Origin of the sequence: Methylobacterium nigriterrae (assembly GCF_037106235.1) — a bacterium.
GTDB classification, from domain to species: domain Bacteria; phylum Pseudomonadota; class Alphaproteobacteria; order Rhizobiales; family Beijerinckiaceae; genus Methylobacterium; species Methylobacterium nigriterrae.
Map to the genome: position 1 here is coordinate 138003 of NZ_JBAWTG010000003.1, position 25604 is coordinate 163606.

The window sequence follows — 25604 nt, forward strand, 5'->3', positions numbered from 1 at the left end:
GGGCACAGCCCGCGCGGCCGACCGGCCAGGGCCCGCCCTCAGGCCGCCGCAGCCGTCTTCCGGCTTCCGCGCCCCTTGCTCGCCGCGCCGCCCGTGGATGCGCCCCGACGCCGGCCGCCGCTCTCCTGCGCCGCCTCAGCTGCCGCCTCCTGGGCCTGGGGCTCGGCTTCGCCCGCGGCGCGTCCGGGCTGGCCGAGGCCGAGGCTCTTGGCCAGAGCGGAGCGCTGGGCCGAGTAATTCGCGGAGGTCGTCGGGTAATCGGCAGGCAGGCCGAAGCGCTCGCGGTAGCTGTGCGGGTCGAGCCCGTGCTTCGTCAGATGGCGCTTGAGGGTCTTGTACGACTTGCCGTCGATGAAGCTGATCAGTCCATCCGGCTTGATCGACTTGCGGATCTGCGCCGCCGTCGGCCTCTCGACAGTCTCCGCCTCGGCCCGCGGCGCGCCGGCCGCCAGTGTGGTCAGGGCCTCGTGAACGCTGGCGATCAGAGCCGGAAGATCAGCCGTCGGAATGGAGTTATTGGCAACATAGGCGGACACGACATCGACGGTGCGTTCGATATGAGTGTCGAGCGGTGTTTGTTCGCTTTCCGACATTTCATGATCCTCTGTCAAGCATCCCCTCCCGCACAACGTTATGACAATATCCAAAGAATGCAAGGTCGTTCAGGGCAATATCTTTGCATGCAGCAGGATTGAACGGTGAAATGCTAACGTCGCAGTCCCGGGAGCTGGCATATATCCGTGATCAAATCCAGCAAACCTTAGACTCGTGGTGAGCCAATGTTGCTCTGCGTACGAATTCAAGCGCGCAGAGTAGAAAAAATAGTGTCCACAGGCGCTTGCCGGCACACGATCGTCACTTTCGATTGTGATCGCACCGCGAAATCATCAGGCCGGCACCGTCCGCCGATCGGCGTCCATTGCATTCGCGCGATGAACCGTACGATATGGTCTCGACTGGGGTTTATCCGGGCGGCGGGCAGGTCTTACTGGTTTGAAGACGAAAATCAGCTGATCAGAAATGCGTTCGCTCTCATCCGTGGCACCATTCCCAACCGCTGTGTTTCGGCAGTCTCAGGCTGCGGCCGGTTCTATTGATGACGTGCCGATTCCTGCTCGACCACCATCCCTATCGGGCCGCTGACCTCAGCATTCGCCCGTGAACGGTTTGCTGGCTGCTCCGAAGCAACCCATCGATTCATCGGCGGTTGTGATGACGTGTCCACTGCAAGTCTTGCTCATCTGGGCAAGCTGGGCCGCATCGAGGAAAGCCCCATGAAGATGTTTGCCACCGTGAGCGCGATCGTCCTGCTGCTCGCGACGCCGGTCCTGGCCCAAGGGCGTGACCCGCACAGCTCGTCCGGCTCTGCCGGCAATGCCGAGGAGAACAACAAGCCGCAATCGAACAGCGCCGGCGGCGGCGGCGGCGGCCGCTGACGGGGGCCGTCCGGCCATGCCGTGCCTCGGGGGCGGCGTGGCCGGGTCCGCAGCCGGTCAAGTGCCGGGCCGGGGTCAGGCGAAGGTCTTGCGCGGGTCGAACGCGTCGCGGACCGCCTCGCCCGCGAAGATCAGCAGGCTCAGCATCGTCGCCACGACGATGAAGCCCGTCAGCCCGAGCCAGGGCGCTTGGATATTGTCCTTGCCCTGCGCCAGGAGCTCGCCGAGGGAGGGCGAGCCGGGAGGCAGGCCGAAGCCCAGGAAGTCGAGGGAGGTCAGGGTCGTGATCGAGCCGTTCAGGATGAACGGCAGGAAGGTCAGGGTCGCCACCATGGCGTTCGGCAGGAGGTGCACCGCCATGATGCGGATGTTCGAGAGACCGAGCGCGCGGGCGGCGCGCACATACTCGAAGTTGCGCGCCCGCAGGAACTCGGCCCGCACCACGCCGACGAGCGCGACCCAGGAGAACAGGAGCAGGATGCCGAGCAGCACGAAGAAGCCCGGCGCGATGAAGGCCGAGATGATGATGATCAGGTAGAGGGTGGGGATGCCGCTCCAGACCTCGATGAAGCGCTGGAATGCGAGGTCGATCCAGCCGCCGAAATAGCCCTGCACCGCGCCCGCGATCACGCCGATCACCGAGGAGATCAGGGCGAGGACGAGCCCGAACAGGACCGAGATGCGGAAGCCGTAGATCACGCGCGCCAGCACGTCCCGCGTGGTGTTGTCGGTGCCGAGCCAGTGCCACTCGATGTCCCGGCAGCCGGTGCCGCCCGCCGTCTCGGCGACGGGCCGGCACTGCGCGTCCGTGAGCATCCAGGTCGGCGGCGAGGGCGAGGGCGTCGGCAAGCCCGTGAGGATCGTGTCGTAGGAATAGGGGATCGGCGGCCAGACCGCCCAGCCGTGCTCGGCGATCTCCCGGCGGGTCTCCTCGGAGCGGTAGTCGGTGCGCGCCAGGAAGCCGCCGAACTTCTCGTCCGGATAGTCGATCAGGACGGGGAACAGGATCTCGCCCTTGTAGGAGGCGACGATCGGCTTGTCGTTCGCGATGAACTCCGCGAACAGGCTGACGACGAACAGCGCGACGAAGATCGCGAAGGACCCGAAGCCGAGCCGGTTGCGCCGGAAGTTCGCGAGTCGCCGCCGGTTGAGGGGCGAGAGACCGCGCCGGCCCGCCGGGGCGAGCACGAGGGGCGCGGCGCCGGGCATCGGCGCCGAGACGGCGTCGCCCTCGACGGGGCGGGCGACCTCGTTCATCGGTTCGCCCCCCCGGCGTCGAGCCTGCTCACCCGTCGAGACGGACCGCCGTGCCCTCGATCTCGTTCGGGCGCACCCCGCCGGTCCGCTCGAGGTGCCGGCGCAGCAGGCGCACGTTGCGCCGGTTTGCCTTGAAGGCCGCGTCGAACAGGTCGCCGGCGAGCGGCACCGCGCCCACCATCCCGTCGAAGGCGACGTTCATGGCCATCCGCGCCAGCAGCCATCTCGGCACGCCGAGGCGCCGGGCCTCGTACAGGATGTAGGAGGACATCACCACGCCGGCGAAGTCGCCGATCACCGGCACGAGGCCGAGCACCGCGTCGATGCCGACCCGCCGGTTGATGCCCGGGATCAGGAAGGCCGAGTCGAGCAGGAAGGCAAGCTTCTCGAGGCGCGCGAGGCTCGCCTCGCGGCTCATGTCCGCGAAGGGGAAGGCCGACCCGGCCCCGCCGGCGCGTGCGAAGGCGGTCGCGGGATCCCGGGGTGCGGCACGGAAGGTCTGTGAAGCGGTCATGCGCGCTGATGTGGCCCCGCCGCCGAGCCGCGGCAAGGCCGTGCCGGCGCGCTGCGAGACCGCGCCCGCGCTGGCCGGCGTCCGGGCGGCTCACGCGGCCCTCCGGGCGAGGCCCGCCATCCGCTCGAGAGCGGCATCGAGCGTCGCGTCGTCCTTGGCGAAGCACAGGCGCACGAGGTTGCGCGCGGGGCTGTCCGCGTAGAAGGCGCTCACGGGGATCGCCGCGACCCCGTGGCAGCGCACGAGCGCCTCGCAGAAGGCGACGTCGTCCGCGAAGCCGAGCCCCGCGATGTCGATGTTGAGGAAGTAGGTCGCCCGGGACGGCAGCACCCGGAAGCCGAGCCCGGCAAGCCCGAGGCCCAGCCGGTCGCGCGAGCGGGCGAAGCCGCGGCGCATGTCCTCGAAATACGCGTCGTCCTTGGCGAGCCCGTAGGCCACGGCCTCCTGCAGGTTCGGCGGCGTCGTGAAGGTGATGTACTGGTGCGCCTTGGCGAGGACCCGCATCAGGCGGGCCTCGGCCATCACGAAGCCGACTTTCCAGCCGGTGAGGCTGAAGATCTTGCCGGCCGAGCCGATCTTCACCGTGCGCTCGCGCATGCCGGGCAGCGCCATCAGGGGCCGGTGCCTGGCGTGATCGAAGATCACGTGCTCCCAGACCTCGTCGCAGACGGCGACCGCGTCGAAGCGCCGGCAGAACCCGGCGAGCAGGGCGAGATCCTCGTCGGGAAACAGCGTGGCGCCCGGGTTCAGCGGGTTGTTGAGGAGGACGACCCGGGTGCGCGGACCGAAGGCCGCGGCGAGCGCGTCCGCGTCGAGGCGGAACTCCGGGTGGCTCAAGGTCACGATGCGGGGGATGCCGCCGGCGCGGCGCACCAGCGGCAGGTAGGCGTCGTAGAGGGGTGCGAACAGCACGACCTCGTCGCCGGGCTCGATCAGCGCGAGGAGCGCCCCGGCCAGCGCCTCGGTGGCCCCCGACGTCACCATCACTTCCGTGTCCGGATCGAGCGCGAGGCCCTGGTGACGGGCGTAATGCGCCGCGATCGCCCCGCGCAGGGCGGGCAGGCCCATCATCGGCGGGTACTGGTTGAAGCCGTCGCGCAGGGCCTCGGCCGCGCGCTCGCGCACGTCCGCCGGGCCGGGACCGTCGGGGAAGCCCTGGCCCAGGTTGATCGCCCCATGCTCGCGGGCGAGGCGCGACATCACCTCGAACACGGAGGTCGGCAGGTCGGCGAAGACCGGGTTCATGCGCTGGATTCTGCCACCCTGTCTCGATCGCGGCGGCTCTCCTCGGTCCGGCCGGCGCGTGCCCGCGTGCAGTAGCACGTGGCCGCGGCGCGGCGAAACGTGCGAAAGCGCACGGCTCCGAGCGCGCAACTCGTACCGGCGGCTGACGAATGTTGACACTCATCAGTCGTGAGATATCTCTTGGTTACACGGCTGGAGCGGTACACGCCTGGATGGAACTCCGCCCCCTCGTTCGGTTCATGCGATGCCGTTCCGGTCGTGGAGAGGGCCGCCAATGTCCTTGGCGGCCCTTTTCGCGTGTGCGGGCGGCGCGCATCCGCTAGACCGGGCGCCCGTCCCGAGCCGCCGCACCTGACGATGCGAACCTGCCTTGCCCTCGCCGCCGCGATCGGGGCCCTCGGCCTCGCCCTGCGCCTCGCCGTCCCGGTCGCGCCCGTGGACGAATCCTTCCGCGACGTCGTGCGTTTCTACCGCTCGCTGGAGAAGCCCTGAGGCGCGCGACGGAACAGCAACACCCCGGAAACGTCCACGCCGTACTGACACCGCATTGGCCGCCCATTGGCCGGGCGGGCCGGCTCGCGGCCGCGGGACGGATGCTCGGATCGGGCGTTCGAAGATGCCGCACGCGGGATCCCGCGCGGATCTTGTACAGAACGAAACGCTCACGACGTCTCTATGGAAGGATATTTCGTCCTACAATCGGCTTCGGCGCCCGGCGCGGGCTGGACGGGCAAGCGCCGTCGCCGCGGCCAGGGGCGGCGGACCGATCGAGCCGTCGTCCCCGGGGGCAGGCCGGCACGAGGCGTTCAGGTTAGGCAGGCATGAACGAGAGCTCACCCATCCGGACGGAGACGGCGCGGGAGATCCCGACGGCGCCAGCGCCCGTGCGCCGGCGCAGCCGCGTCGGCCGCTGGATGCTGCTGATCCTGCTCCTGATGGGCGCCGGGGCGGTCGCGCACCGCTGGTACGAGGGTGCGAGGACCGAGACAGCCGGCGAGCCGGGAGCGGCCAAGGGCAAGGGCGCCGGCCGGGGCGGCCGCCACGGCGGCGACCAGCCGCAGGCCGTCGGCATCGCGAGCATCACCGCCGGCGACATCCCGGTGGTGCTGCAGGGCCTGGGCACCGTCACGCCGCTCGCCACCGTCACGGTGCGCTCCCAGATCAGCGGCTATCTCACCGAGATCGGCTACCGCGAGGGCCAGATGGTGAAGAAGGGCGACTTCCTCGCCCAGATCGACCCGCGCCCCTACGAGGCGCTGCTCGCGCAGTACCAGGGCCAGCTCGCCCGCGACCAGGCCCTCCTGCAGAACTCGAAGCTCGACCTCGCCCGCTTCCAGCGCCTCGTGCAGCAGGACTCGATCTCGAAGCAGAACGTCGACACGCAAGGAGCGCTCGTGAAGCAGAACGAGGGGACGGTCGCGGCCGACCAGGCCCTCGTCGACCAGCAGAAGCTCAACGTCGCCTACACGCGCATCACCTCGCCGGTCGACGGGCGCGTCGGCCTGCGCCAGGTCGATCAGGGCAACTACATCACGGCCGCCTCGACCAGCATCGTGGTGGTGACGCAGCTCCACCCGATCTCGGTGCTGTTCACCCTGCCGGAGGACGACGTCGCGCGGGTGATGCGGCGGGTGCGCTCGGGCGCGAAGCTGACGGTGCGCGCCTACGACCGCGGCGACGAGCACGAGATCGCCACCGGCCTGCTCGACACGGTGGACAACCAGATCGACACGACCACCGGCACGGTGAAGCTGCGGGCGATCTTCCAGAACGAAGACGAGGCCCTGTTCCCGAACCAGTTCGTGAACGCGAAGCTGACGGTCGACACCGTGCGCGACGCGGCCATCGTCCCGACCGCCGCGATCCTGCGCGGCACGCCGGGCACCTACGTCTACCTGATGGAGGGCGACGACAAGGTCGTGGTACGCCCGATCAAGGCCGGCGAGACCGACGGGGCGCGCACCGCGGTGGTCTCGGGGCTGGCGGTGGGCGACCGCGTCGTGACCGACGGCACCGACCGCCTGCGCGACGGCGCGAGCGTGCGCATCACGGGCGGCCCCGCCGCGGGCGCCGACGGCAAGGCCCCGGCGGACGGCAAGGCCCCGGCGGACGGCAAGGCCCCGGCGGACGGCAAGGCCCCGGCGGACGGCAAGGCCCCGGCGGACGGCAAGGCCCCGGCGGATGCCAAGCCTGCCGGCGACAGGGCCGCCGCGGGCGAGGCGCCCCCCGCGGAATCCGGCCGCAGGCAGGGCCGCCGCCAGCGGCAGGCGCCGTGAGCCGGCTCGGACGATCGATCGGCCCGAATGCGGGCTGCCGCCGTCCCTCGGAACTGCGGCCGGCCCCCTCTCCCGTGCGGGAGAGGGCCGGGGTGAGGGGTGCGACCCCTCCGGATACGGCGGACCCCTCACCCGGTCCGCAGCGCGGACTCGACCTCTCCCGAACGGGAGAGGTGACCCGCGGCCGATCCGGTCTCGGTAGGCGCCGAGCGGCGGGCCCGACCCCATGAACCCGTCGCGCCTCTTCATCCTGCGGCCGGTGGCGACGACGCTGACGATGCTGGCGATCCTGATCGTCGGCATGGTGTCCTACCTGAACCTGCCGGTCTCGGCCCTGCCCTCCGTCGACTACCCGACGATCCAGGTCCAGACCTTCTATCCGGGCGCGAGCCCCGAGGTGATGACCTCGGCCGTGACCGCGCCGCTCGAGCGCCAGTTCGGGCAGCTCGCCAACCTCAACCAGATGACCTCGCAGAGCTCGGCCGGCGCCTCGGTCATCACCCTGCAATTCAGCCTGGACCTGGCCCTCGACATCGCCGAGCAGCAGGTGCAGGCGGCGATCAACGCGGCCGGCAACCTCCTGCCCTCCGACCTGCCCGCGCCCCCGATCTACGCCAAGGTGAACCCGGCCGACGCCCCGGTCCTGACGCTCGCGCTGACCTCGAGAACGCTGGCGCTGACGCAGGTGCGCGACCTCGCCGAGACGCGGCTCGCGCAGAAGATCTCCCAGGTGGCGGGCGTCGGCCTCGTCAGCATGGGCGGCGGCCAGCGCCCGGCCGTGCGGGTGCGCTTCAACGCCCGCGCGCTCGCGGCCTACGGTCTCAACATCGACGACCTGCGCACCACCATCACGAACCTCAACGTCAACACGCCCAAGGGCAACATCGACGGGCCGAAGCAGAGCTACACGATCAACGCCAACGACCAGATCCGGGACCCGAGCGCCTACAACGACGCGATCATCGCCTACCGGAACGGCGCGCCCGTGCGGCTCTCGGACGTCGCCGACGTGGTCGACGGGCCGGAGAACACCAAGCTCGGCGCCTGGATGGACGAGACGCCCGCCGTCATCCTCAACATCCAGCGCCAGCCGGGCGCCAACGTCATCGCCACGGTCGACAAGATCAAGGCGCTCCTGCCCCAGCTCCAGGCGACGCTGCCGGCCGCCGTCACGGTGACGCCCCTCACCGACCGCACGACCACGATCCGCGCCTCCGTGGAGGACGTGCAGTTCGAGCTCGGCCTTGCCATCGCCCTCGTGGTGCTGGTGATCTTCCTGTTCCTGAGAAGCCTCTCGGCGACCCTGATCCCGAGCCTGTCTGTGCCGCTCTCCCTCATCGGGGCGCTGGCGGTGATGGACCTCTACGGCTTCTCCCTCGACAACCTCTCGCTGATGGCGCTCACCATCGCGACGGGCTTCGTGGTCGACGACGCCATCGTGGTGATCGAGAACATCGCCCGCCACGTCGAGGACGGGGAATCGCCGCTCGAGGCGGCGCTGAAGGGCTCGCGCGAGATCGGCTTCACCATCATCTCGCTCACCGTCTCGCTCATCGCGGTGCTGATCCCGCTCCTGTTCATGGGCGACGTGGTCGGACGCCTGTTCCACGAATTCGCCATCACGCTCGCGGCCACCATCGTGATCTCGGGCGTGGTCTCGCTGACCCTCGTGCCGATGATGTGCGCGCGGCTCCTCAAGCACGTGCCGGAGGGGCAGGCGCGCCGCCGCGAGGGCTACCTGTCGCGGATGGGCCGGCGGGCGACCGAGCGCACCATCGCGGCCTATGGCCGGGCGCTGCGGGTGGTGCTCAACCACCAGTTCCTGACGCTCCTCGTGACGTTCGCCACCGTCGCGCTGACGGCCTACCTGTTCGTGGTGATCCCGAAGGGCTTCTTCCCCGTGCAGGACACGGGCGTGATCCAGGGCATCACCCAGGCCGACCAGACCGTCTCCTACGCGGCCATGGCCGAGCGCCAGCAGCGGCTCGCCGCGATCGTGCTGAAGGACCCGGACGTGGCGAGCCTGTCCTCCTTCATCGGCGTCGACGGGCAGAACGTGACGCTCAATTCCGGCCGCTTCCTCATCAACCTGAAGCCCCGCGACGCGCGCACGGCGAGCGCCGGCGGCATCATCGCGCGCCTCAAGGAGGCGAGCGCGAGCGTGCCCGGCATCCGCCTCTACATGCAGCCGGTGCAGGACCTCACCATCGACACGGCGGTCTCGGCGACGCAGTACCAGGTCATCCTGGAGAACCCGAACCTCGACGAGTTCGAGACCTGGGTGCCGCGCTTCGTCTCCGCGCTGCAGCGCTCGCCCCTGCTCTCGGACGTGGCGAGCGACCTCCAGGGCAGCGGGCTCGCGGCCTACGTCACCATCGACCGCGCCACGGCGGGCCGCTACGGCATCACCCCGGCGACCGTCGACAACGCCCTCTACGACGCCTTCGGCCAGCGCATCATCTCGACGATCTTCACCCAGTCGAACCAGTACCGGGTGATCCTCGAGGCGGATCCCGACCTGCACAAGACGCTCGACAGCCTCAACGCGATCTACCTGCCCTCGTCCACGGCGACGTCCGGACAGGTGCCGCTCTCCGCGGTCGCCCGCGTCAGCGAGCGGCGGGCGCCGCTCCTGATCAGCCATCTCGGCCAGTTCCCGGCCACCACCGTCTCGTTCAACCTCGCGCCCGGCGCGGCCCTCGGGCAGGCGGTCGAGGCGATCGACCGGGTCCGCCGCGAGATCGACCTGCCGGGAAGCTTCCGCATCGTGCCGCAGGGCTCGGTCTTCGCCTTCCAGGCGGCGCTCGGCAACGAGCTCTTCCTCGTGCTCGCCGCCATCGTCACCGTCTACATCGTGCTCGGCGTGCTCTACGAGAGCTTCATCCACCCGATCACGATCCTGTCGACGCTCCCCTCCGCGGGGATCGGCGCTCTCCTCGGGTTGATGCTGTTCGGGCTCTCCCTCGACGTCATCGCCATCATCGGCATCGTGCTGCTCATCGGCATCGTCAAGAAGAACGCCATCATGATGATCGACTTCGCGCTCCAGGCCGAGCGCGAGGACGGGATGAGCCCGCGCGCCGCCATCTACGAGGCCTGCCTGCTGCGCTTCCGCCCGATCATGATGACGACGCTCGCGGCGCTGTTCGCGGCGGTGCCCCTCATCCTCGGCACGGGCGTCGGCTCGGAGCTGCGCCAGCCGCTCGGCATCGCCATCGCGGGCGGCCTCATCGTCAGCCAGGTGCTGACGCTCTTCACCACGCCCGTGATCTACCTCGCCTTCGACCGCCTGGAGCGGCGCCTCACGGGCCGCAGCGGCGTGCCGACCGGCGAGGCGCTGCCGTGAAGAGCCGGCGTTCCGCTCGTCCAACCCACGCCCCTCATCCTGAGGTGCCCGCGTCAGCGGGCCTCGAAGGAGGCCTCCAGAGGTCCCCGCGCGGTCTGGAGCCCTCCTTCGAGGCCGCCGCTTCGCGTCGGCACCTCAGGATGAGGGGGAGGGGTGGAGCAATCGTCGTCGGAGAACGGCGATGAACGTCTCCGCCCCCTTCATCCGGCGCCCGGTCGCCACCACGCTCCTGACCATCGGGGTGATGCTGGCCGGCCTCTTCGCCTTTATGAGGCTGCCGGTGGCGCCGCTGCCCCAGGTCGACTTCCCCGTCATCCTGGTCCAGGCCCAGATGGCGGGCGCGAGCCCCGAGACCATGGCGACGACGGTCGCCGCGCCGCTCGAGCGCCGCCTCGGGGTGATCGCGGACGTCAACGAGATGACGTCGACGAGCTCCACCGGCACGGTGCGCATCGTCCTGCTGTTCGGCCTCAACCGGGATATCGACGGGGCGGCGCGCGACGTGCAGGCGGCGATCAACGCGGCCCGGGCCGACCTGCCGACGGCGCTGCGGCAGAACCCGACCTACCGCAAGTTCAACCCGGCCGACGCGCCGATCCTGATCCTGGGGCTCACCTCCGACACCCTGTCGCCCGGCCAGCTCTACGATTCCGCCGCCACGGTGGTGCAGCAGAAGATGTCGCAGCTGCCCGGCATCGGGAACGTCGATATCGGCGGCTCCTCGCTGCCGGCGGTCCGGGTCGAGCTCGATCCGACGGCGCTGTTCCACTACGGCATCGGGCTCGAGGGCATCCGGGCGGCGCTCGCCTCGGCCAACGCCAACTCGCCGAAGGGCGCGATCGAGACGGAGGCGCGCCATTACCAGCTCTACGCCAACGACCAGGGCCGCACGGCCGCCGATTACCGCGACATCGTGGTGGCCTACCGCAACGGCGCGGGCGTGCGCCTCAGCGATGTGGGCCGCGTGGTCGACGGGGTCGAGGACAAGCGCAACCTCGGCCTCATCAACGGCAAGCCCGGCGTCATCCTGTTCATCTACAAGCAGCCGGGCTCGAACGTCGTCGAGACCATCAAGGGCGTGAAGGCCGCGATCCCGCAGGTGCAGGCGGCGCTGCCCGGCGACATCGACCTCACCATCACGGGCGACCGCAGCGCCACGATCCGCGCCTCCCTCGCCGAGACCGAGCAGACGCTGCTCATCGCGGTCGGCCTCGTGATCCTCGTGGTGTTCGTGTTCCTGCGCTCGGGCCGGGCGACGCTCATCCCGGCCGTGGCGGTGCCGATCTCGATCATCGGCACCTTCTCGGCGATGTACCTGCTCGACTACTCCCTCGACATCCTGTCGCTGATGGCGCTCATCATCGCGACGGGCTTCGTGGTCGACGACGCCATCGTGGTGCTGGAGAACATCCAGCGCCACATCGAGCGGGGCAGGCCCCGCCTCGAGGCCGCGCTTCTCGGCGCGCAGGAGGTCGGCTTCACCGTCATCTCGATGAGCCTGTCGCTCGTCGCCGTGTTCCTGCCGATCCTGCTGATGGGCGGCCTCGTCGGGCGCCTGTTCCAGGAATTCGCCGTCACGCTCTCGCTCGCGATCCTGATCTCGCTGGTGCTCTCGCTCACCACCACGCCGATGATGTGCGCGCGCCTGCTGCGGCCGGAGGCGCACGATCCGGGGCGGCGCCCGAACCTCCTGATCCGGGCGCTCGAGGGCGCCTTCGACGGCACGCTGCGGGCCTACGAGCGGACCCTGCGGCTGGCCCTGCACCACCGCCGCCTCGTGATGCTGACGCTGTTCGCGACGATCGGGCTCAACGTCTACCTCTACGTCATCGTGCCCAAGGGCTTCTTCCCCGAGCAGGATACGGGGCAGATGATGGGCGGCATCCAGGCCGACCAGCGCATCTCCTTCCAGGCCATGGAGCAGAAGCTGCGCCAGGCCACCGCGATCGTGCAGGCGGACCCGGCGGTCGACAACGTCGTCGGCTTCACGGGCGGGCGCGGCACCAATTCGGCCAACGTCTTCGTGAGCCTCAAGCCCCTTGGCGAGCGCGCGCCGATCGCCGAGGTGATGAACCGCCTGCGGCCGAAGCTCGCGCGGGTGGCCGGCGCGCGCCTCTACCTGTTCCCGCGCCAGGATCTGCGCATGGGCGGGCGCCAGAGCTTCGCGCAGTACCAGTACACCCTGCAGGGCGACACCGCCCCGGAGCTCTACGCGGCCGCGCCCCAGCTCCTCGAGGCCCTGCAGAGGAACCCGATCTTCGCCGACGTCACCTCGGACCAGCAGGAGGGCGGCCTGGAGAGCCGCCTCGTGATCGACCGGGCCACCGCCTTCCGCTACGGCATCACCCCGGACAAGATCGACAACACGCTCTACGACGCCTTCGGCCAGCGCCAGGTCTCGACGATCTACAACCCGCTGAACCAGTACCACGTCGTGATGGAGATCGCGCCGCGCTACCTGCAGAGCCCCGAGACGCTCAAGATGGTCTACGTCTCGACCTCGGGCGGCAAGGCGCGGGGCTCGGCCACCACCAACGCGGTCGCCGGCACCGTCGCGGCGAACGGCACGGCCAACACCAACGGCACCGGCAGCGCCGCCTCCGTGCCCGACACCAGCGCGACCGACCCCTCCGCGACCGCCGCGGCCATCGCGGGCGATTCCGCCCGCAATGCCGCCTCGAACGCCATCGCGGCGAGCAAGGGCGGCGCCTCCTCGAGCGCGCCGGTCTCGGCGGCCCGGGAGACCATGGTCCCGCTCTCGGCCTTCGCGCGGCTCGAGACCGGCAACGCCCCCGTGCAGGTCAGCCACCAGGGCCTGTTCGTGGCCACCACGATCTCGTTCAACCTCGCGCCGGGCAAGAGCCTCTCCGATGCCACCGCGGCGATCGAGGAGGCGATGGCGTCGCTGCGCCTGCCCGCCACCATCCACGGCGAGTTCGCGGGCGCGGCCAAGAACTACCAGGCCTCGGCCTCGCGCCAGCCGCTCCTGATCCTCGCCGCGATCCTGGCCGTCTACACGATCCTGGGAATCCTCTACGAGAGCTTCGTCCACCCGGTCACGATCCTCTCGACCCTGCCCTCGGCCGGCATCGGGGCGCTGCTCGCCCTCCTGGTCTCGGGCACGGAATTCACCGTGATCGCGCTCATCGCGGTGTTCCTGCTCATCGGCATCGTGAAGAAGAACGCGATCATGATGATCGACTTCGCGCTCGACGCCGAGCGCACCCGCGGGGCGAGCCCGCACGACGCGATCTTCGAGGCCTGCCTCTTGCGCTTCCGCCCGATCATGATGACAACGCTGGCCGCGCTGCTCGGCGCGGCGCCCCTGATCCTCGCCGGCGGCGAGGGCTCGGAATTGCGGCGCCCGCTCGGCATCGCGATCATCGGCGGCCTGATCGTGAGCCAGATCCTGACCCTGTACACGACCCCCGTCGTCTACCTGTACCTCGACCGGATGCGGCACTGGGCGATGGCCCGCCGCCGGGCCGCAGGCGGCACCTCCGCGCTTCCGGCCGGCGAGTGATGCGGATCCGGGGATTTCTCGCGGCCGTCGGGCTCGCGGCCGCCACGTCCGGCTGCATGGTCGGGCCCGACTACTCGCGCCCCTCCGTCGAGACGCCGCTCGCCTTCAAGGAGGGCGGGCAGCGCGAGGACAGCGCGGCCTACGTCGCCTCGCGCAAGGGCTGGCGCCCGGCCCAGCCGAACGACGGGGCCGAGCGCGGCGACTGGTGGCGCGTGTTCCGAGACCCCGCGCTCGACCGCCTGGTCCGCCTTGTCGACGTCGACAACCAGACCCTGCGCCAGGCGGTCGCCGGCTACCGGCAGGCCCGCGCGCTCGTCGAGCAGGCCCGCGCCGCCCTCTACCCGACGGTGATCGGCGCGCCGAGCATCTCCCGCAGCCGCGCCGGCGGCGTCGAGCGCACCAACGTCTCGCTGCAGGGGCAGGCGAGCTGGGAGCTCGACCTGTTCGGGGGCATCCGCCGCAACATCGAGAGCGAGGTGGCCTCCGCGCAGGCGGATGCGGCCCAGCTCGGCCTCGTGCGCCTCTCGATCCAGGCCGAGGTCGCCACGAACTACCTGCAATTGCGCTACGCCGACGCGCTGCAGCGCCTCCTGAACGAGACGGTGGAAGCCTACAAGAAGACCCTCGCGATCACCGAGAACCAGTACAACGCGGGGGTCGCCGCCCGCTCCGACGTGATCACGGCCCAGACCCAGGTCCAGACCACGCAGGCCGCGGCCATCGCGGTCGGGCTGCAGCGGGCGACCTTCGAGCACGCCATCGCGATCCTGGTCGGGCGCCCGCCCTCCGAGATCGCGATTCCCGTGGCACCCCTTGCCCAGCGCCCGCCCGCCGTGCCGGTCGGCATCCCGTCCGAGCTCCTGGAGCGGCGCCCCGACGTGGCGCAGGCCGAGCGCCTGGTGCAGCGCCAGAGCGAGCTGATCGGGGTCGCGGTCGCGGCCTTCTACCCGACCGTGACGCTGACGGCCTCGGGCGGCATCTCGGGCGACCCGCGCAACGGCCTGTTCTCGGCCGCCAACCAGGTCTGGTCGGTGGCCGCCGCCGGCACCGAGGTGCTGTTCGACGGGGGCGCCCGCGCCGCCGCCCTGCAGGCCGCGCGGGCGGCCTACGACAGCGCCGTCGCCAATTACCGGCAGGTGGTGCTCACCGCCTTCGGGGAGGTCGAGAACGGCCTGTCCGGCGTGCGCATCCTGGCCCGCCAGCAGGGCGCGCAGGACCAGGCCGTGGCCTCGGCGCGCCGCGCCGTCGAGATCACGCTGAACGAGTACCGGGCCGGCACCCAGAACTTCACCACGGTGGTCACCGCCCAGGCCCTCGCCCTCAACAACGAGGTCGCGGCCCTCCAGGTCCGGCTCAACCGCTTCACCACCGCCGTGTCGCTGATCCGGGCGCTCGGCGGCGGCTGGGACGTGCGCAGCCTGCCGGGCGGCCCGGAGCTGACGGGGCCGAGGCTGCCGATCGACTCAGGCCAGGCCGTGCGCACCGACGAGTAGCGCGAGCCGCACGCAGCCGCGATCGGCCGGAACGTCGGCCGCCACCGGCCGTTTGACGAGCGACCCGCCGGCCGAGCTTGCGGCGGGGCCCGCATAGACCCGGAGGCTGCCGATGGATCCGACCGTCACTCTCAGCGGGCCTGCCGCCTGCGGCACCGAGCCGGCCCCGCCCTGCACCCTGGTGATCTTCGGCGCCGCCGGCGACCTGACGAAGCGGCTGCTCATGCCCGCGCTCTACAATCTCGCCGGAGCGGGCCTCCTCGCGGACGGGTTCAAGATCCTGGGCGTCGACCACAACGACAACACCGACGAGGGCCTGCGCCAGGATCTCACCGCGACGATGGAATCCTTCACGAAGGACGCCTCGTCGGAATTCCACGCCGACCATATCGATCCGAAGGCCTGGGGCTTCGTGCGCGACCGCATCGGGTTCCTGAAGGGCGATTTCGAGGACCCGGCCGCCTACGCGGCGCTGAAGGGCAGGGTCGGGGGAAGCGTCGTGTTCTACCTCGCGGTCGCGGCCCGCTTCTTCGGACCGATCGTCGAGCATCTCGGGCAGGCGGGCCTGCTCGAGCAGCAGGACGGCGTATTCCGGCGCGTCGTCATCGAGAAGCCGTTCGGGTCGGACCTCGCCTCGGCCCGGGCCCTCAACGCCCGCATCCTCGCCCAGGCCGACGAGAGCCAGTTCTACCGGATCGACCATTTCCTCGGGAAGGAGACGGTCCAGAGCATCATGGCTCTGCGCTTCGCCAACGGCATGCTGGAGCCGGTCTGGCGGCGCGAATACGTCGACCACGTCCAGATCACGGCGGCCGAGACCATCGGCGTCGAGGAGCGCGGGGCCTTCTACGAGCCCACCGGCGCGCTGCGCGACATGGTGCCGAACCACCTGTTCCAGCTCCTCTGCATGGTGGCGATGGAGGCGCCGAACTCCTTCGACGCCGAGGCCGTGCGCGGCGAGAAGGCGAAGCTCGCCGAGGCCGTGCGGCCGATCGAGCCGGGCGATGCCGTGCGGGGCCAGTACACGGCCGGCCGCGAGGAGGGCCTCGATGTCGTCGGCTACCGGGACGAGCCGCACGTGTCCGGCGAATCTCACACCGAGACCTACGTCGCCCTGAAGCTCGGGATCGAGAACTGGCGCTGGGCCGGCGTGCCGTTCTACCTGCGCACCGGCAAGCGGATGACCGAGCGCCTCACCGAGATCGCGATCCATTTCAAGCCGCCGCCGTTCCACCTCTTCCGCGAGACGGCGGTGACGGAGCTCGCCCCCAACGTGATGCGCCTGCTGATCGATCCCGAGCAGGGTTCGAGCACCATCCTCAACGTGAAGCGGCCGGGGCCGCAGATGCAGCTCGGCAGCGTCGCCACCGCCTTCCGATACGCCGACTTCTTCCAGGAGAAGCCGAATGTCGGCTACGAGACCCTCCTGTACGATTGCATGGTGGGGGACGCGACCCTGTTCCAGCGCGCGGACAACATCGAGGCCGGCTGGGCCGCGGTCGACCCGCTCCTCAAGGCCTGGGTTGATGCGCCCGTCGCGTTCTACGCCGCCGGCACGGACGGGCCGAAGGAGGCGGAGGATCTCCTGGCGCGGGACGGGCGGCGCTGGCTGCCCCTCGACGGCGGCTCGCGCTGAGGCTCAGGCCCGCAACGGCGCCGCGCGGCCCCGCGCCGGGACCTGCCGGGTCGGGTGCAGTTCCGCGAGATCGTCGTGATGGAGTAGGAGAACGCCGGTCGCGGCCGCGAGCTTGCGGGCGGCGGGAGTGAAGCCCGCATTCGAGACCACGGCCGCCATGTCGCCCGACCAGTAGCGGCAGGCGGCGGCCACCTCCTGCACCGCCGCGTTGCCGACGGGCTTCGCGTAGCGCTTGCACTGCACGACGAGGCGCACCCGGTCGCGTTCCGCCACCACGTCGGCGCCCTGGTCGCCGCTTGCCCGTGTGGCGTGGGCGCGCCAGCCGGCGGCCGCGAGGCGGTCGGCGCAGAACTGCTCGTAGGCGACGCCGTCCTCCGGCGCCTCGGACGCGTCGGGCAGCGCCACCGCGGCGGCGACCTCCTCGACGATGGCGCGCATCGCGTCCCATCGGGCCGCGGCGCAATCGGCGAAGCCGCTTGCCTCGATCTCGGGCAGGACCGTGCGTTCGAGGAAGTAATCCCGCTCGCGCAGCCAGCCGTCCTCGATCAGGTTGCCGTAGGCGTCGACGAAGCTTTCCTGGCGTCGGCGCAGGGCGAGCGTCCGGGCGTGGCGGCGCGCGACCGTGCGCACCCGCCGCCGGAACCGGCGCGGCCGATCGAGCGCCCGCAGCAGGATCGCCGCGAGCGCGAGGCCCGTCGCCGCGAAGGCCGCGCGCCCGTACCAGAGCCCGAGGCCGCCGCCGATCACGACGGTCCAGAACAGGCGTCCGACGATGTGGGGCCGGCCGGCCATGGACCTTCCTCGTCGAGCCGGGCGCCCGCGCCCCAGCCGATCCCGCGAGCCTTGCCACCGCCTCCTTGATCGATCTCTAACGGGTCGGCATCCGCGGGCGGGGGCAAGGGCCCGGCGCCGCGCCTGGCCGGAGCCGCCGCGCCTGGCCGGAGCCGCCGCGGCACCCGCGCGGCCGCTCTCCGCGGGCCGCCCGAGGCCGAGCCATGCGGCCCTAAATAACTGGGCGATCTGCGGACTCTGATCGGGAGAGCCGATCACCGCCATGGCCTGCGGAGGGGCGGCGCGAGGCGCCGGCGCGTCCGCCGCGCCGCGTTTCCGCGCGACGCGCGGCGAGGCTGACGCGCGGGAGAACAAGCTGTGGACAGAAGGATGCGCCGATCGCGGCGGACGACCCGGACGGTGAGGGGGCCGGTGCCGGAGCGCTGCCCGCGGTCACCTGACCACGAACCGCGCTCCGGCCTCTCATGGTACCGCCTGGTCACGCGCCGGACCGGCGGGCGATGCGCTAGCCTTCGGCCGCGACGCGGGGGCGGCGGCTGCGCGTCGCGGGCTTCGCCTCGGCGGGCTGCGCCTTGGTGCGCGACTTCCGGCGCTGCTGGCCGAGACCCATGCTCTTGGCGAGTTCCGAGCGCGCGGCCGCGTAGTTGGGAGCCACCATCGGGTAGTCGGCCGCGAGGTTCCACTTCGCCCGATACTGGTCCGGCGTCATGTCGTAGCGCGTGCGCAGGTGGCGCTTGAGCGACTTGAACTTCTTTCCGTCTTCCAGGCAGACGATGTAATCCGGCGTGATCGAGCGCTTCACCGACACGGCCGGAGTCAGCGGCTCGGCCTTTTCCTCCGCGGGCGAGATGGACAGGCGGTTGAGCGTTCCGTGGACGGACGCGATCAGGCCCGGAAGTTCGGTGACGGGAACGGAGTTATTGCTCACGAATGCGGACACGATGTCCGCCGCCAACGCAATGTAATCCGGCGTAACGCCGTTCTCAACCGACATTATGTTCCCCCGTGGGTGGATATGGCTCTCAGAGGACGCTCATCAGGCTTAGGCCCTGAGGAGACTGGCCTAGTGAAGATCGTGATTTTCAAGCTACTATGATGTTGGAAGTCGTGATGCAAGTGGCAAGTGCAGTCCTGAGATTTTTGCAAATTTCAACTGGATGATTTCCTGGTCGTCGCAGTTTGCGGCGTCTAAGTTGCGGACCCTGGGATCCGGTCCATCGTTTGGTTCAGGTTCGTCGCCGCCCGGAGCAGCGGAGATCCAGTGAAAATCCGCTTCTGTGCCAGGATTTGCCGCGCCGGGCCCGTGACTAAGCCTCGCTCGAGCCGGTGGCCGCCTGATCAACTGATGATTGAAACCGCGGAAGCGGCCCGATCCGTGCGGCAGGCGTCGTCCGGAGCCCGGCAAGCGCCGGGAAGGCGGATCGAGACGCGGAATGAATATGCAAAACTACGCGCGAGGACGCAGATTTCAGGAGTTATTCTATCACATCTTCGCGAGCCGGTCAGGCAAAGGGCGCATCCGATCCACTGTGCAATAGTGTACGTATGGATGGGATACAGGTCAGCCGCCGCGCCGGCGCGGCCGATGTCACTCCACGCCTAACATAAGATAATTGCGGATCCGGGACGACGCTCCGCGGATTACTCGCGCGGCAGCCCGCACCGGGCATCGACGACTGGCCGGTCGACCCCGCGGGGCCCGTAGGTCTTGAAGCGCTCGACGGTCCGGGCGATCTCGTCATCCGACAGGATGACGGGTGCGCCCACCTGCAGGGCGATCGCGTATTGGCGGCAGAGGGCCTCGACCTCGACGGCGAGCCACAGGGCCTTCGCGAGATCGGGCCCGACCGCGATCATGCCGTGATTGGCGAGCAGGCAGGCGCCGCGGTCCTGCAGCGCCGCGAGGGCCGACGCCGAGAGCGCCTCCGTGCCGTAGGGCGCGTAGGGCGCGCACCGGATCGTCGGGCCGCCGGTCGCCGCGATCATGTAGTGAACCGCCGGGATCTCGCGCCCGCAGATCGCGAAGGCCGTGGCGTAGGCCGGGTGCGCGTGCACCACCGCGCCGACCTCGGGCCGCTCCCGCAGGATGTCTCGGTGGAAGCGCCACTCCGAGGACGGCGCGAGCGGGTGCTCGTAGCGGCCGTCGAGCTCCATCGCCACGATGTGCTCGGGCCGCAGGTCCTCGGCGGGGATGCCCGACGGCGTCACCAGGAAGCCCGCGCCCGCCCGCACCGAGACGTTGCCCGAGGTGCCCTGGCTGAGGCCCAGCGCGATGAGCCCGCGCATGGCCTCGACGATGGCGTGCCGGGAGGCGGGGTCGGTGAGCGGCATGGGCTCCCTCGTAGCCGATGCCGCGGGACAGGGAAACTGAGGCGCGGCCGGCACGTTGAGGTGGCAGGACCCCTGAGGGAGCAGGACCATGCAGCCCGACTGGATCAGCATCTCGCAATTGGCGCACGAGCTCGGGATCGACGTGGCGCAGGCGCACGCGCTCGCCGAGCGCATGCGCTGGCCGACCGTGTTCAAGGCCAACGAAACCCTGGTTCTGCCGCCTCGCAGGCCGGCCGCCTGAGACGACGCGCCGGGCCGGATGCGGGCCGTCCGCGAGGCCGCGCCTCGAAGCGTTGACGGCGGCGCCGATTTCGCGTCCCCCCTTGCCGCCAGCAGGGGCAGCACCGAGGGGCGCCGACCGGCATGAGCACCTACCGATTCGAGGCGCTGCTGCGCCCGCGCTCGATCGCGCTGGCCGGGGCGGGCGAGCGCGAGGGCTCCCTCGGCCGCGCCGTCCTGGAGAACCTGCGGGCGGCGGCCTTCGCGGGACCGGTCTGGCCCGTGAACCCGCGCCACGAAGCGGTCGGAGGCATCGCCTGCGTCCCGAGCGTGGCGGATCTCGCCGAGACGCCGGACCTCGTGGTGATCGCCGCACCGCCGGCGGCGGTTCCCGGTATCGTCGAGGAGGCGGCCCGCAAGGGCGCGGGCGCCGCCGTGATCCTCACCGCCGATCTCGGCGAGGCGCCGGGCGAGGCGGGGCCGCGGGCCCGCGCCATCGGGCGCCGCTACGGGCTGCGGCTCCTCGGACCGAACAGCATCGGGCTCGCGGTGCCCGGCGCGCGGCTCAACGCGAGCCTGCTCGCGCGCGCCCCGGCCCGCGGCGACCTCGCGCTGATCTCGCAATCGGGCACGGTGGCCTCGGGCATCGTCGAGTGGGCGGCGCGGCGGGCGGTGGGGTTCTCGGCGGTGCTGTCGCTGGGGCGGGCCTGCGATGTCGACGTGGCGGATTGCCTCGACCACTTCGCGAGCGACCTCGGCACCCGGGCGATCCTGCTTTGCCTGAAGGAAGTGCCGGACGCGCGCAAGTTCATGAGCGCCGCCCGCGCGGCGGCGCGCGCCAAGCCGGTCGTGGTGCTCCGCACGGGGCGCCACGAGGCGGAATCGCGCCCGGTCCGGACCCATACGGGCGCGCTCGCCAAGCCCGACGCCGTCTACCGGGCGGCCTTCCGGCGGGCGGGGCTGCTTTCGGTCGAGGATCTCGACGAGATGTTCTCGGCCGTCGAGACGCTCGGGCGCCAGCGCCCCTTTCCGGGCAAGCGCCTCGCCATCCTGACGAACGGCCGCGGCATCGGGGCGCTGGCGGCCGACCGCCTCGCCGACCGGGGCGGCACGCTGGCGGCGATCACGCCCGCCGCGGGCCTCGGCGCGGGAAATCCCGTCGACCTCGGCATCGACGCGGACGCGGCCTCCTACGAGGCGGCGCTGAGCCCGCTGCTCGCCGACCGCGCCAACGACGCGGTGCTGGCGATCCACGTCCCCACCGCCCGCTCGGACGGCACGGCGGTGGCGGCGGCGATCGCCGGCACCGTCACCAGGACGCGCGCCGAGACGGGCCGCAGGAAGCCGGTCTTCGCCGTCTCCCTCGGGGAGGACGAGGCGGCGACCCGCCTCCTCACCGAGGCCGGCATCCCGCGCTTCGCCACGGATTCCGACGCGGTCGAGGGCTTCCTCCACCTCGTCCGTTACCGGGAGGCGCAGGACGACCTGATGCGCACGCCCGACTCGCTGCCCCGCGACTTCGCCCCCGACGTGGAGGCCGCCCGCGCCGTCGTGGCCCGGGCGCTCAAGCAGGGCAGCGCCTGGCTCGACCCCTTGAGCGTCGCCGAGCTCCTGCGCGCCTACGACATCCCGAGCGTGCCGCTGACCCTCGCCCCCGACATCGACGCGGCGGCCTCCGCCGCCTGGCCGATCCTGGCGCAGGGAGGCACGGTGGCCCTCAAGGTCGTCTCCCCCGACATCGTGCACAAGTCCGACATCGGCGGCGTGCGCCTCGACCTCACGAGCGAGGCGGACCTGCGCGAGGCCGCCCGCGAGATCCTGGCGCGGGCGCGCCGCGAGCGGCCGGAGGCGCGCATCACGGGGTTCGCCGTGCAGCCGATGGTGCGCAAGGGCCGGCGCCGCGAGCTGATCGCGGGGCTCGCCGAGGACCCGACCTTCGGCCCCGTCGTGGTGTTCGGGCGGGGCGGCACCGCGGTCGAGGTCATCGACGACCGGGCACTCGGCCTGCCGCCCCTCGACCTCGCGCTGGCGAGCGAGCTGATCTCCCGCACGCGCGTCGCCCGGCGGCTCGCCGCCTACCGCGACGTGCCCGCCGTCGACACGCGGGCGGTGGCGCTCGTCCTCGTGAAGATCGCCCAGCTCGCCGCCGACCTGCCGCAGGTGCGCGAGCTCGACATCAACCCGCTGCTGGCCGATTCGACCGGCGCGGTGGCGCTCGACGCCCGCGTCATGATCAGCCGCGACCCCGGCCGCCCGGTGCGCGGGCGCGGCCACCCGCGCTTCGCCATCCGCCCCTACCCGGTCGAGTGGGAGCGCAGCATGATGCTGAGGGGCCGCCGGATCCTGGTGCGCCCGGTGCGGCCCGAGGACGAGGGCCTGTTCCGCGCCTTCTTCCACGCGGTGAGCGAGGAGGATCTGCGCCTGCGCTTCTTCTCGCCCGTGCGCGACTTCAGCCACGCCTTCCTCGCCCGCCTGACCCAGCTCGACTATGCCCGCGCCATCGCCTTCGTCGCCACCGACGTCGAGACCGGCGCCATGCTCGGCGCCGTGCGCCTGCACGCCGACGCCAACCACGAGAGCGGCGAGTACGCGATCCTGGTGCGCACCGACCGCAAGGGCACCGGGCTCGGCTTCGCGCTGATGCGGATGATGATCGACTGGGCGCGCGCGGAAGGGCTTAAGCGCGTCGAGGGCAGCGTGCTCGCCGAGAACCGCCCGATGCTGGCGGTGTGCCGCAGGCTCGGGTTCGCGGTGCACCCGGACCGGGACGAGCCGGGGGTCATGAAGGTGGGGCTGGCGCTGTAGGAGCGGGCCGCTGCCCTCTTGCAAGGTCTTCGGCGGGCCATCGCCGGACTGTCATGTCCCGATGCGCGCGCGACGCACGAAGGAATCCGAGAACAGGAGGCCCCGCATCGACGATGCGGGGCTCATGGCCGCTCAGGTGCCGGGAGAGCGCCGGCCGCCGGTCAATGCCCGCCCTGCGTCGCGTTCCGGGTCGACTCGTACAGGAACCAGGTGCGCTCCTCGGACTGGTCGATCCACACCTCGAGCAGGCTCGTCGTCGAGACGTCGTTGGCCTCGTCGGTGACCTCGTGCAGGTCGCGCATGTGGGCGGTGAGCGCCTTGTTGTCGTCCCGCAGCTCGATCAGCATGTCGAGCGGGCTGACGTACTCGGCGTTGTTGTCGGCGACGCGCTTCATCTGGCTGGCCTGGCCGAGGGAGCGCAGCGTCGTGCCGCCGATCTTGCGGGCGCGCTCGCCCACCTCGTCGATGATCGAGAAGATCTGCTGCGACTGCTCGTCGAGGAGCAGGTGGTAATCGCGGAAGTTCGGGCCGCTGACGTGCCAGTGGAAGTTCTTCGTCTTGATGTAGAGGGCGAAGAGGTCCGACAGGAGCACGGTGAGCCCCTCGGCGATTTTCCTGGTATCGGCCGGATCGAGGTCGGTCGGGGTGTTGAGCCGGTCGCTCTCGACGCGCGGGCTGGGCTTGGCCTTGGCCATCGGTGAAACTCCGTTGCTGTTTCCGGGTTTGGTCGTGTCCGGGCGCGGCGCGGGGAGGCGCGGCGTCGCTCGCTCGGCAAAATGAACGGTGAAGCCGATTGTTCCGGTGCGCATGCCTGCGGTGCGGGAAGCGGACGGCTTGGAACGGTTCCAGGATGCGGGCGTGGACTGTCCTCCCCGGTCCAGGCTCGCGGATCGACCCATCGCCGCCGGCGCAGGGCGCAGAGTCTCGAGGAGCAGGCGCGGGTCCCCTCTCCCGTGCGGGAGAGGGATAGGGTGAGGGGTGCGACCTCTCCGGAGGCGGCGAACCCCTCACCCGGTCCGCGGAACGCGGACTCGACCTCTCCCGTGCGGGAGAGGTGGGGCGCGTCGGCGGATCCGGCAGCCTTTTGCAAGGCACCCGAGACGACGGGCGAACGAGCGGGCCCTTGCAGAGAGGGGAAAGCCCCGCGCTACGCCCGCGGGCCGACGAGGCCCGGGGGGAGCATCGCGGGCTCGCGGGCGAGCGCCTTGGCAGGGGCGACAGGGGCGGTCCTGCGGGTCTCGGGCCTCGGCGGGGCGGGCTGCGGGGCCGCCTCCGGCGCGCGGGCGGGCTTCGGAGCGGCGCGCGGCCCGATCGAGCCCGTGGTCTGCACGTCGGCCGCGGCCGCCGCGGCCGGCGGGGCCGGGCTGTCGAGGTTGTAGATGTCGTCGCGGAAATGCGCGCGCCCATCGGGGGTGGCGTAGCCCGTCAGGTACACGAAGGCGACGGGAACCGGCTTGACCGGCTTGATGTCGCGCCGCTCGCCCGTGGCGATGCCGGTCTCGATCTCGATGGCGCCCCAGGCCGAGCCCGGGCCGTTCGGGCCGGGCGTCCCCTCGAGCAGCCAGCCCACGAACTCCTTGACCTGGCCCACCCGCACGCAGCCGTGCGAGTGGAAGCGGACCTCGCGGGCGAAGAGCGATTTCGAGGGCGTGTCGTGCATGTAGACCGCGTGGCGGTTCGGCATGTCGATGCGCACTTGGCCCAGCGAGTTGTCGAAGCCCGAATCCTGCCGCAGCGTGTAGTTGACCGCCTTCCCGCCCGTCCAGTCGATGGCGGTGGGGTCCACCTCGACGCCGCCGGGGCCGAGGATGCGGATGCGGTTCCGGGCGAGCCAGCCGGCATCCTTGCGCATCTTCGGGATGATCTCGTTCCGCACCACCGAGACCGGCACGGTCCAGGTCGGGTTGAAGTTGACGTCGGTGATGCGGGTCTCGACCGCGGGCGTCGGCTTGTCGGGGCTGCCGACCACCGCGACGTAGCGGCGCGCCACCGCGCCCTTCTCCACCGCCTCGACGACGGCGGAGGGGATGTTCACGATGACGTAGCGCTCGCCGAAGGGGAAGTTCGAGCCCATCAGGCGGGTGGCCGAGGCCGCGAGCTGGCGCTGGCGCACGCTCGCCGGCACGTTGAGCGCCGCGATGGTCTGGCGGCCGAGGATGCCGGTCTCGGGCAGGCCGTGGCGGGCCTGGAACGCCTTCACGGCCGAGACGAGCGGCGGGTCGAGGCGGTCGCTCGGCGGGGCATCGGCGGGCAGGTCCCCCGTCAGGGTGAGATGGTGGCGCAGCGACGGCACCGCCGGGTTGCGGGCGCCGGGCTTCAGCACGAGGTCGGCCGGCAGGCTCTCCCAGCCGCCGGCCTCGACATAGGCCTGGTAGCGCTCGGCCATGCGCAGCGTGTCGAGGAAGGTCGCGGGCGCGAGCGTCGGCACCGGGTCGGCCGAGACGCGGGCATAGACGAGGGGCACGGGCGGGCGGGGCTTCCTCGGCGGTGCCGGCGGCGGCGCTTCGGCGACGGGTGCGGGCGTCGCGGTCGCGGCGGCCGGAGGCGCGGCCGCGGGTGCCGGCGCGGGCTCCGCCGCCGCGGCGGGCGGAGCCGGCGCCGGGCCCGTGCCCTCGGCGGCGGCCGCGCCCAGGGCGCAGAGGAGCGCGAGGGGGGAGAGGCCCGCGCGCAGGCGAGCCGAGGACCAGGGGGAGCGCGCGGGCATCGCGGGCCTCTTGCGGGAGAGATGGCC

At 71.2% G+C, this 25604-nt stretch carries 18 protein-coding genes; 9 read left to right on the top strand and 9 right to left on the bottom strand.

Translation table 11 applies throughout. The annotated features are described in order from the left end of the window. Nucleotides 1–38: 38 nt before the first annotated feature. Nucleotides 39–593: a Ros/MucR family transcriptional regulator gene (locus WDW90_RS03585; RefSeq protein ID WP_336485887.1), complete on the bottom strand. Its 555-nt coding sequence runs from the start codon at nucleotides 591–593 to the stop codon at nucleotides 39–41. Nucleotides 594–1274: 681 nt separating this feature from the next. Here WDW90_RS03585 and WDW90_RS03590 point away from each other — a divergent pair. Then, nucleotides 1275–1436: a hypothetical protein gene (locus WDW90_RS03590; protein ID WP_336485888.1), complete on the top strand. Its 162-nt coding sequence runs from the start codon at nucleotides 1275–1277 to the stop codon at nucleotides 1434–1436. Nucleotides 1437–1511: 75 nt separating this feature from the next. Here the strand turns inward: WDW90_RS03590 and WDW90_RS03595 are convergent, their stop codons facing one another. The 3 genes from WDW90_RS03595 to WDW90_RS03605 form a co-directional block, all read right to left on the bottom strand. Beyond that, nucleotides 1512–2693 (bottom strand): ABC transporter permease, encoded by a 1182-nt coding sequence (locus WDW90_RS03595; RefSeq protein ID WP_336485889.1) that lies wholly within the window; start codon nucleotides 2691–2693, stop codon nucleotides 1512–1514. 28 nt (nucleotides 2694–2721) lie between these two features. Next, the gene (locus WDW90_RS03600; protein ID WP_431310965.1) at nucleotides 2722–3207 is read right to left on the bottom strand and encodes a DUF4112 domain-containing protein; all 486 of its coding nucleotides are present in this window, start codon (nucleotides 3205–3207) and stop codon (nucleotides 2722–2724) included. A 90-nt stretch (nucleotides 3208–3297) separates the two neighbouring features. Beyond that, nucleotides 3298–4452 carry an aminotransferase gene (locus tag WDW90_RS03605; protein WP_336485890.1) on the bottom strand — a complete coding sequence of 385 codons (1155 nt, stop codon included), beginning with the start codon at nucleotides 4450–4452 and terminating at the stop codon, nucleotides 3298–3300. 357 nt (nucleotides 4453–4809) lie between these two features. On the opposite strand from WDW90_RS03605, the gene WDW90_RS03610 reads away from it, so the two are divergent. From WDW90_RS03610 to zwf, 6 genes are all read left to right on the top strand, one after another. Next, nucleotides 4810–4944: a hypothetical protein gene (locus WDW90_RS03610; protein ID WP_336485891.1), complete on the top strand. Its 135-nt coding sequence runs from the start codon at nucleotides 4810–4812 to the stop codon at nucleotides 4942–4944. Between the two features lie 329 nt (nucleotides 4945–5273). Continuing rightward, a complete protein-coding gene (locus tag WDW90_RS03615) occupies nucleotides 5274–6728 on the top strand; it encodes an MdtA/MuxA family multidrug efflux RND transporter periplasmic adaptor subunit (RefSeq protein WP_336485892.1) in 1455 nt (484 codons plus the stop codon). 226 nt (nucleotides 6729–6954) lie between these two features. Beyond that, entirely contained in the window at nucleotides 6955–10074 is a 3120-nt protein-coding gene (locus tag WDW90_RS03620; protein WP_336485893.1) for an MdtB/MuxB family multidrug efflux RND transporter permease subunit, read from the top strand. A 181-nt stretch (nucleotides 10075–10255) separates the two neighbouring features. Further along, nucleotides 10256–13597, top strand: coding sequence for an efflux RND transporter permease subunit (locus tag WDW90_RS03625; protein WP_336485894.1), 3342 nt, complete (start codon nucleotides 10256–10258; stop codon nucleotides 13595–13597). Beyond that, the gene (locus tag WDW90_RS03630; protein ID WP_336485895.1) at nucleotides 13597–15090 is read left to right on the top strand and encodes an efflux transporter outer membrane subunit; all 1494 of its coding nucleotides are present in this window, start codon (nucleotides 13597–13599) and stop codon (nucleotides 15088–15090) included. The genes WDW90_RS03625 and WDW90_RS03630 overlap by 1 nt, the downstream gene beginning before the upstream one ends. A 112-nt stretch (nucleotides 15091–15202) precedes the next feature. Next, entirely contained in the window at nucleotides 15203–16726 is a 1524-nt protein-coding gene (gene zwf, locus WDW90_RS03635; protein ID WP_336485896.1) for a glucose-6-phosphate dehydrogenase, read from the top strand. Between the two features lie 3 nt (nucleotides 16727–16729). Here zwf and WDW90_RS03640 read toward each other — a convergent pair whose 3' ends face one another. The 3 genes from WDW90_RS03640 to WDW90_RS03650 all read right to left on the bottom strand — a co-directional run bounded on the left by WDW90_RS03640 (nucleotide 16730) and on the right by WDW90_RS03650 (nucleotide 19849). Next, nucleotides 16730–17518, bottom strand: a complete 789-nt coding sequence (locus tag WDW90_RS03640; RefSeq protein ID WP_336485897.1) for a restriction endonuclease — start codon at nucleotides 17516–17518, stop codon at nucleotides 16730–16732. Nucleotides 17519–18023: 505 nt separating this feature from the next. After that, the gene (locus WDW90_RS03645; protein ID WP_336485898.1) at nucleotides 18024–18512 is read right to left on the bottom strand and encodes a Ros/MucR family transcriptional regulator; all 489 of its coding nucleotides are present in this window, start codon (nucleotides 18510–18512) and stop codon (nucleotides 18024–18026) included. 647 nt (nucleotides 18513–19159) lie between these two features. After that, on the bottom strand, nucleotides 19160–19849 hold the full coding sequence (locus WDW90_RS03650) for a class II aldolase/adducin family protein (protein ID WP_336485899.1): 690 nt from the start codon (nucleotides 19847–19849) through the stop codon (nucleotides 19160–19162). Nucleotides 19850–19937: 88 nt separating this feature from the next. Here WDW90_RS03650 and WDW90_RS03655 point away from each other — a divergent pair, with 88 nt between their 5' ends. Both WDW90_RS03655 and WDW90_RS03660 read left to right on the top strand, forming a co-directional pair. Continuing rightward, complete coding sequence (locus WDW90_RS03655) at nucleotides 19938–20090, top strand: hypothetical protein (RefSeq protein WP_336485900.1); 153 nt, start codon at nucleotides 19938–19940, stop codon at nucleotides 20088–20090. A gap of 122 nt (nucleotides 20091–20212) precedes the next feature. Beyond that, a complete protein-coding gene (locus WDW90_RS03660; protein WP_336485901.1) occupies nucleotides 20213–22873 on the top strand; it encodes a bifunctional acetate--CoA ligase family protein/GNAT family N-acetyltransferase in 2661 nt (886 codons plus the stop codon). Nucleotides 22874–23034: 161 nt separating this feature from the next. Here the strand turns inward: WDW90_RS03660 and WDW90_RS03665 are convergent, their stop codons facing one another. Continuing rightward, nucleotides 23035–23568 (bottom strand): Dps family protein, encoded by a 534-nt coding sequence (locus tag WDW90_RS03665; protein ID WP_336485902.1) that lies wholly within the window; start codon nucleotides 23566–23568, stop codon nucleotides 23035–23037. Between the two features lie 452 nt (nucleotides 23569–24020). Then, nucleotides 24021–25577: a L,D-transpeptidase family protein gene (locus tag WDW90_RS03670; RefSeq protein ID WP_336485903.1), complete on the bottom strand. Its 1557-nt coding sequence runs from the start codon at nucleotides 25575–25577 to the stop codon at nucleotides 24021–24023. Nucleotides 25578–25604 lie beyond the last annotated feature (27 nt).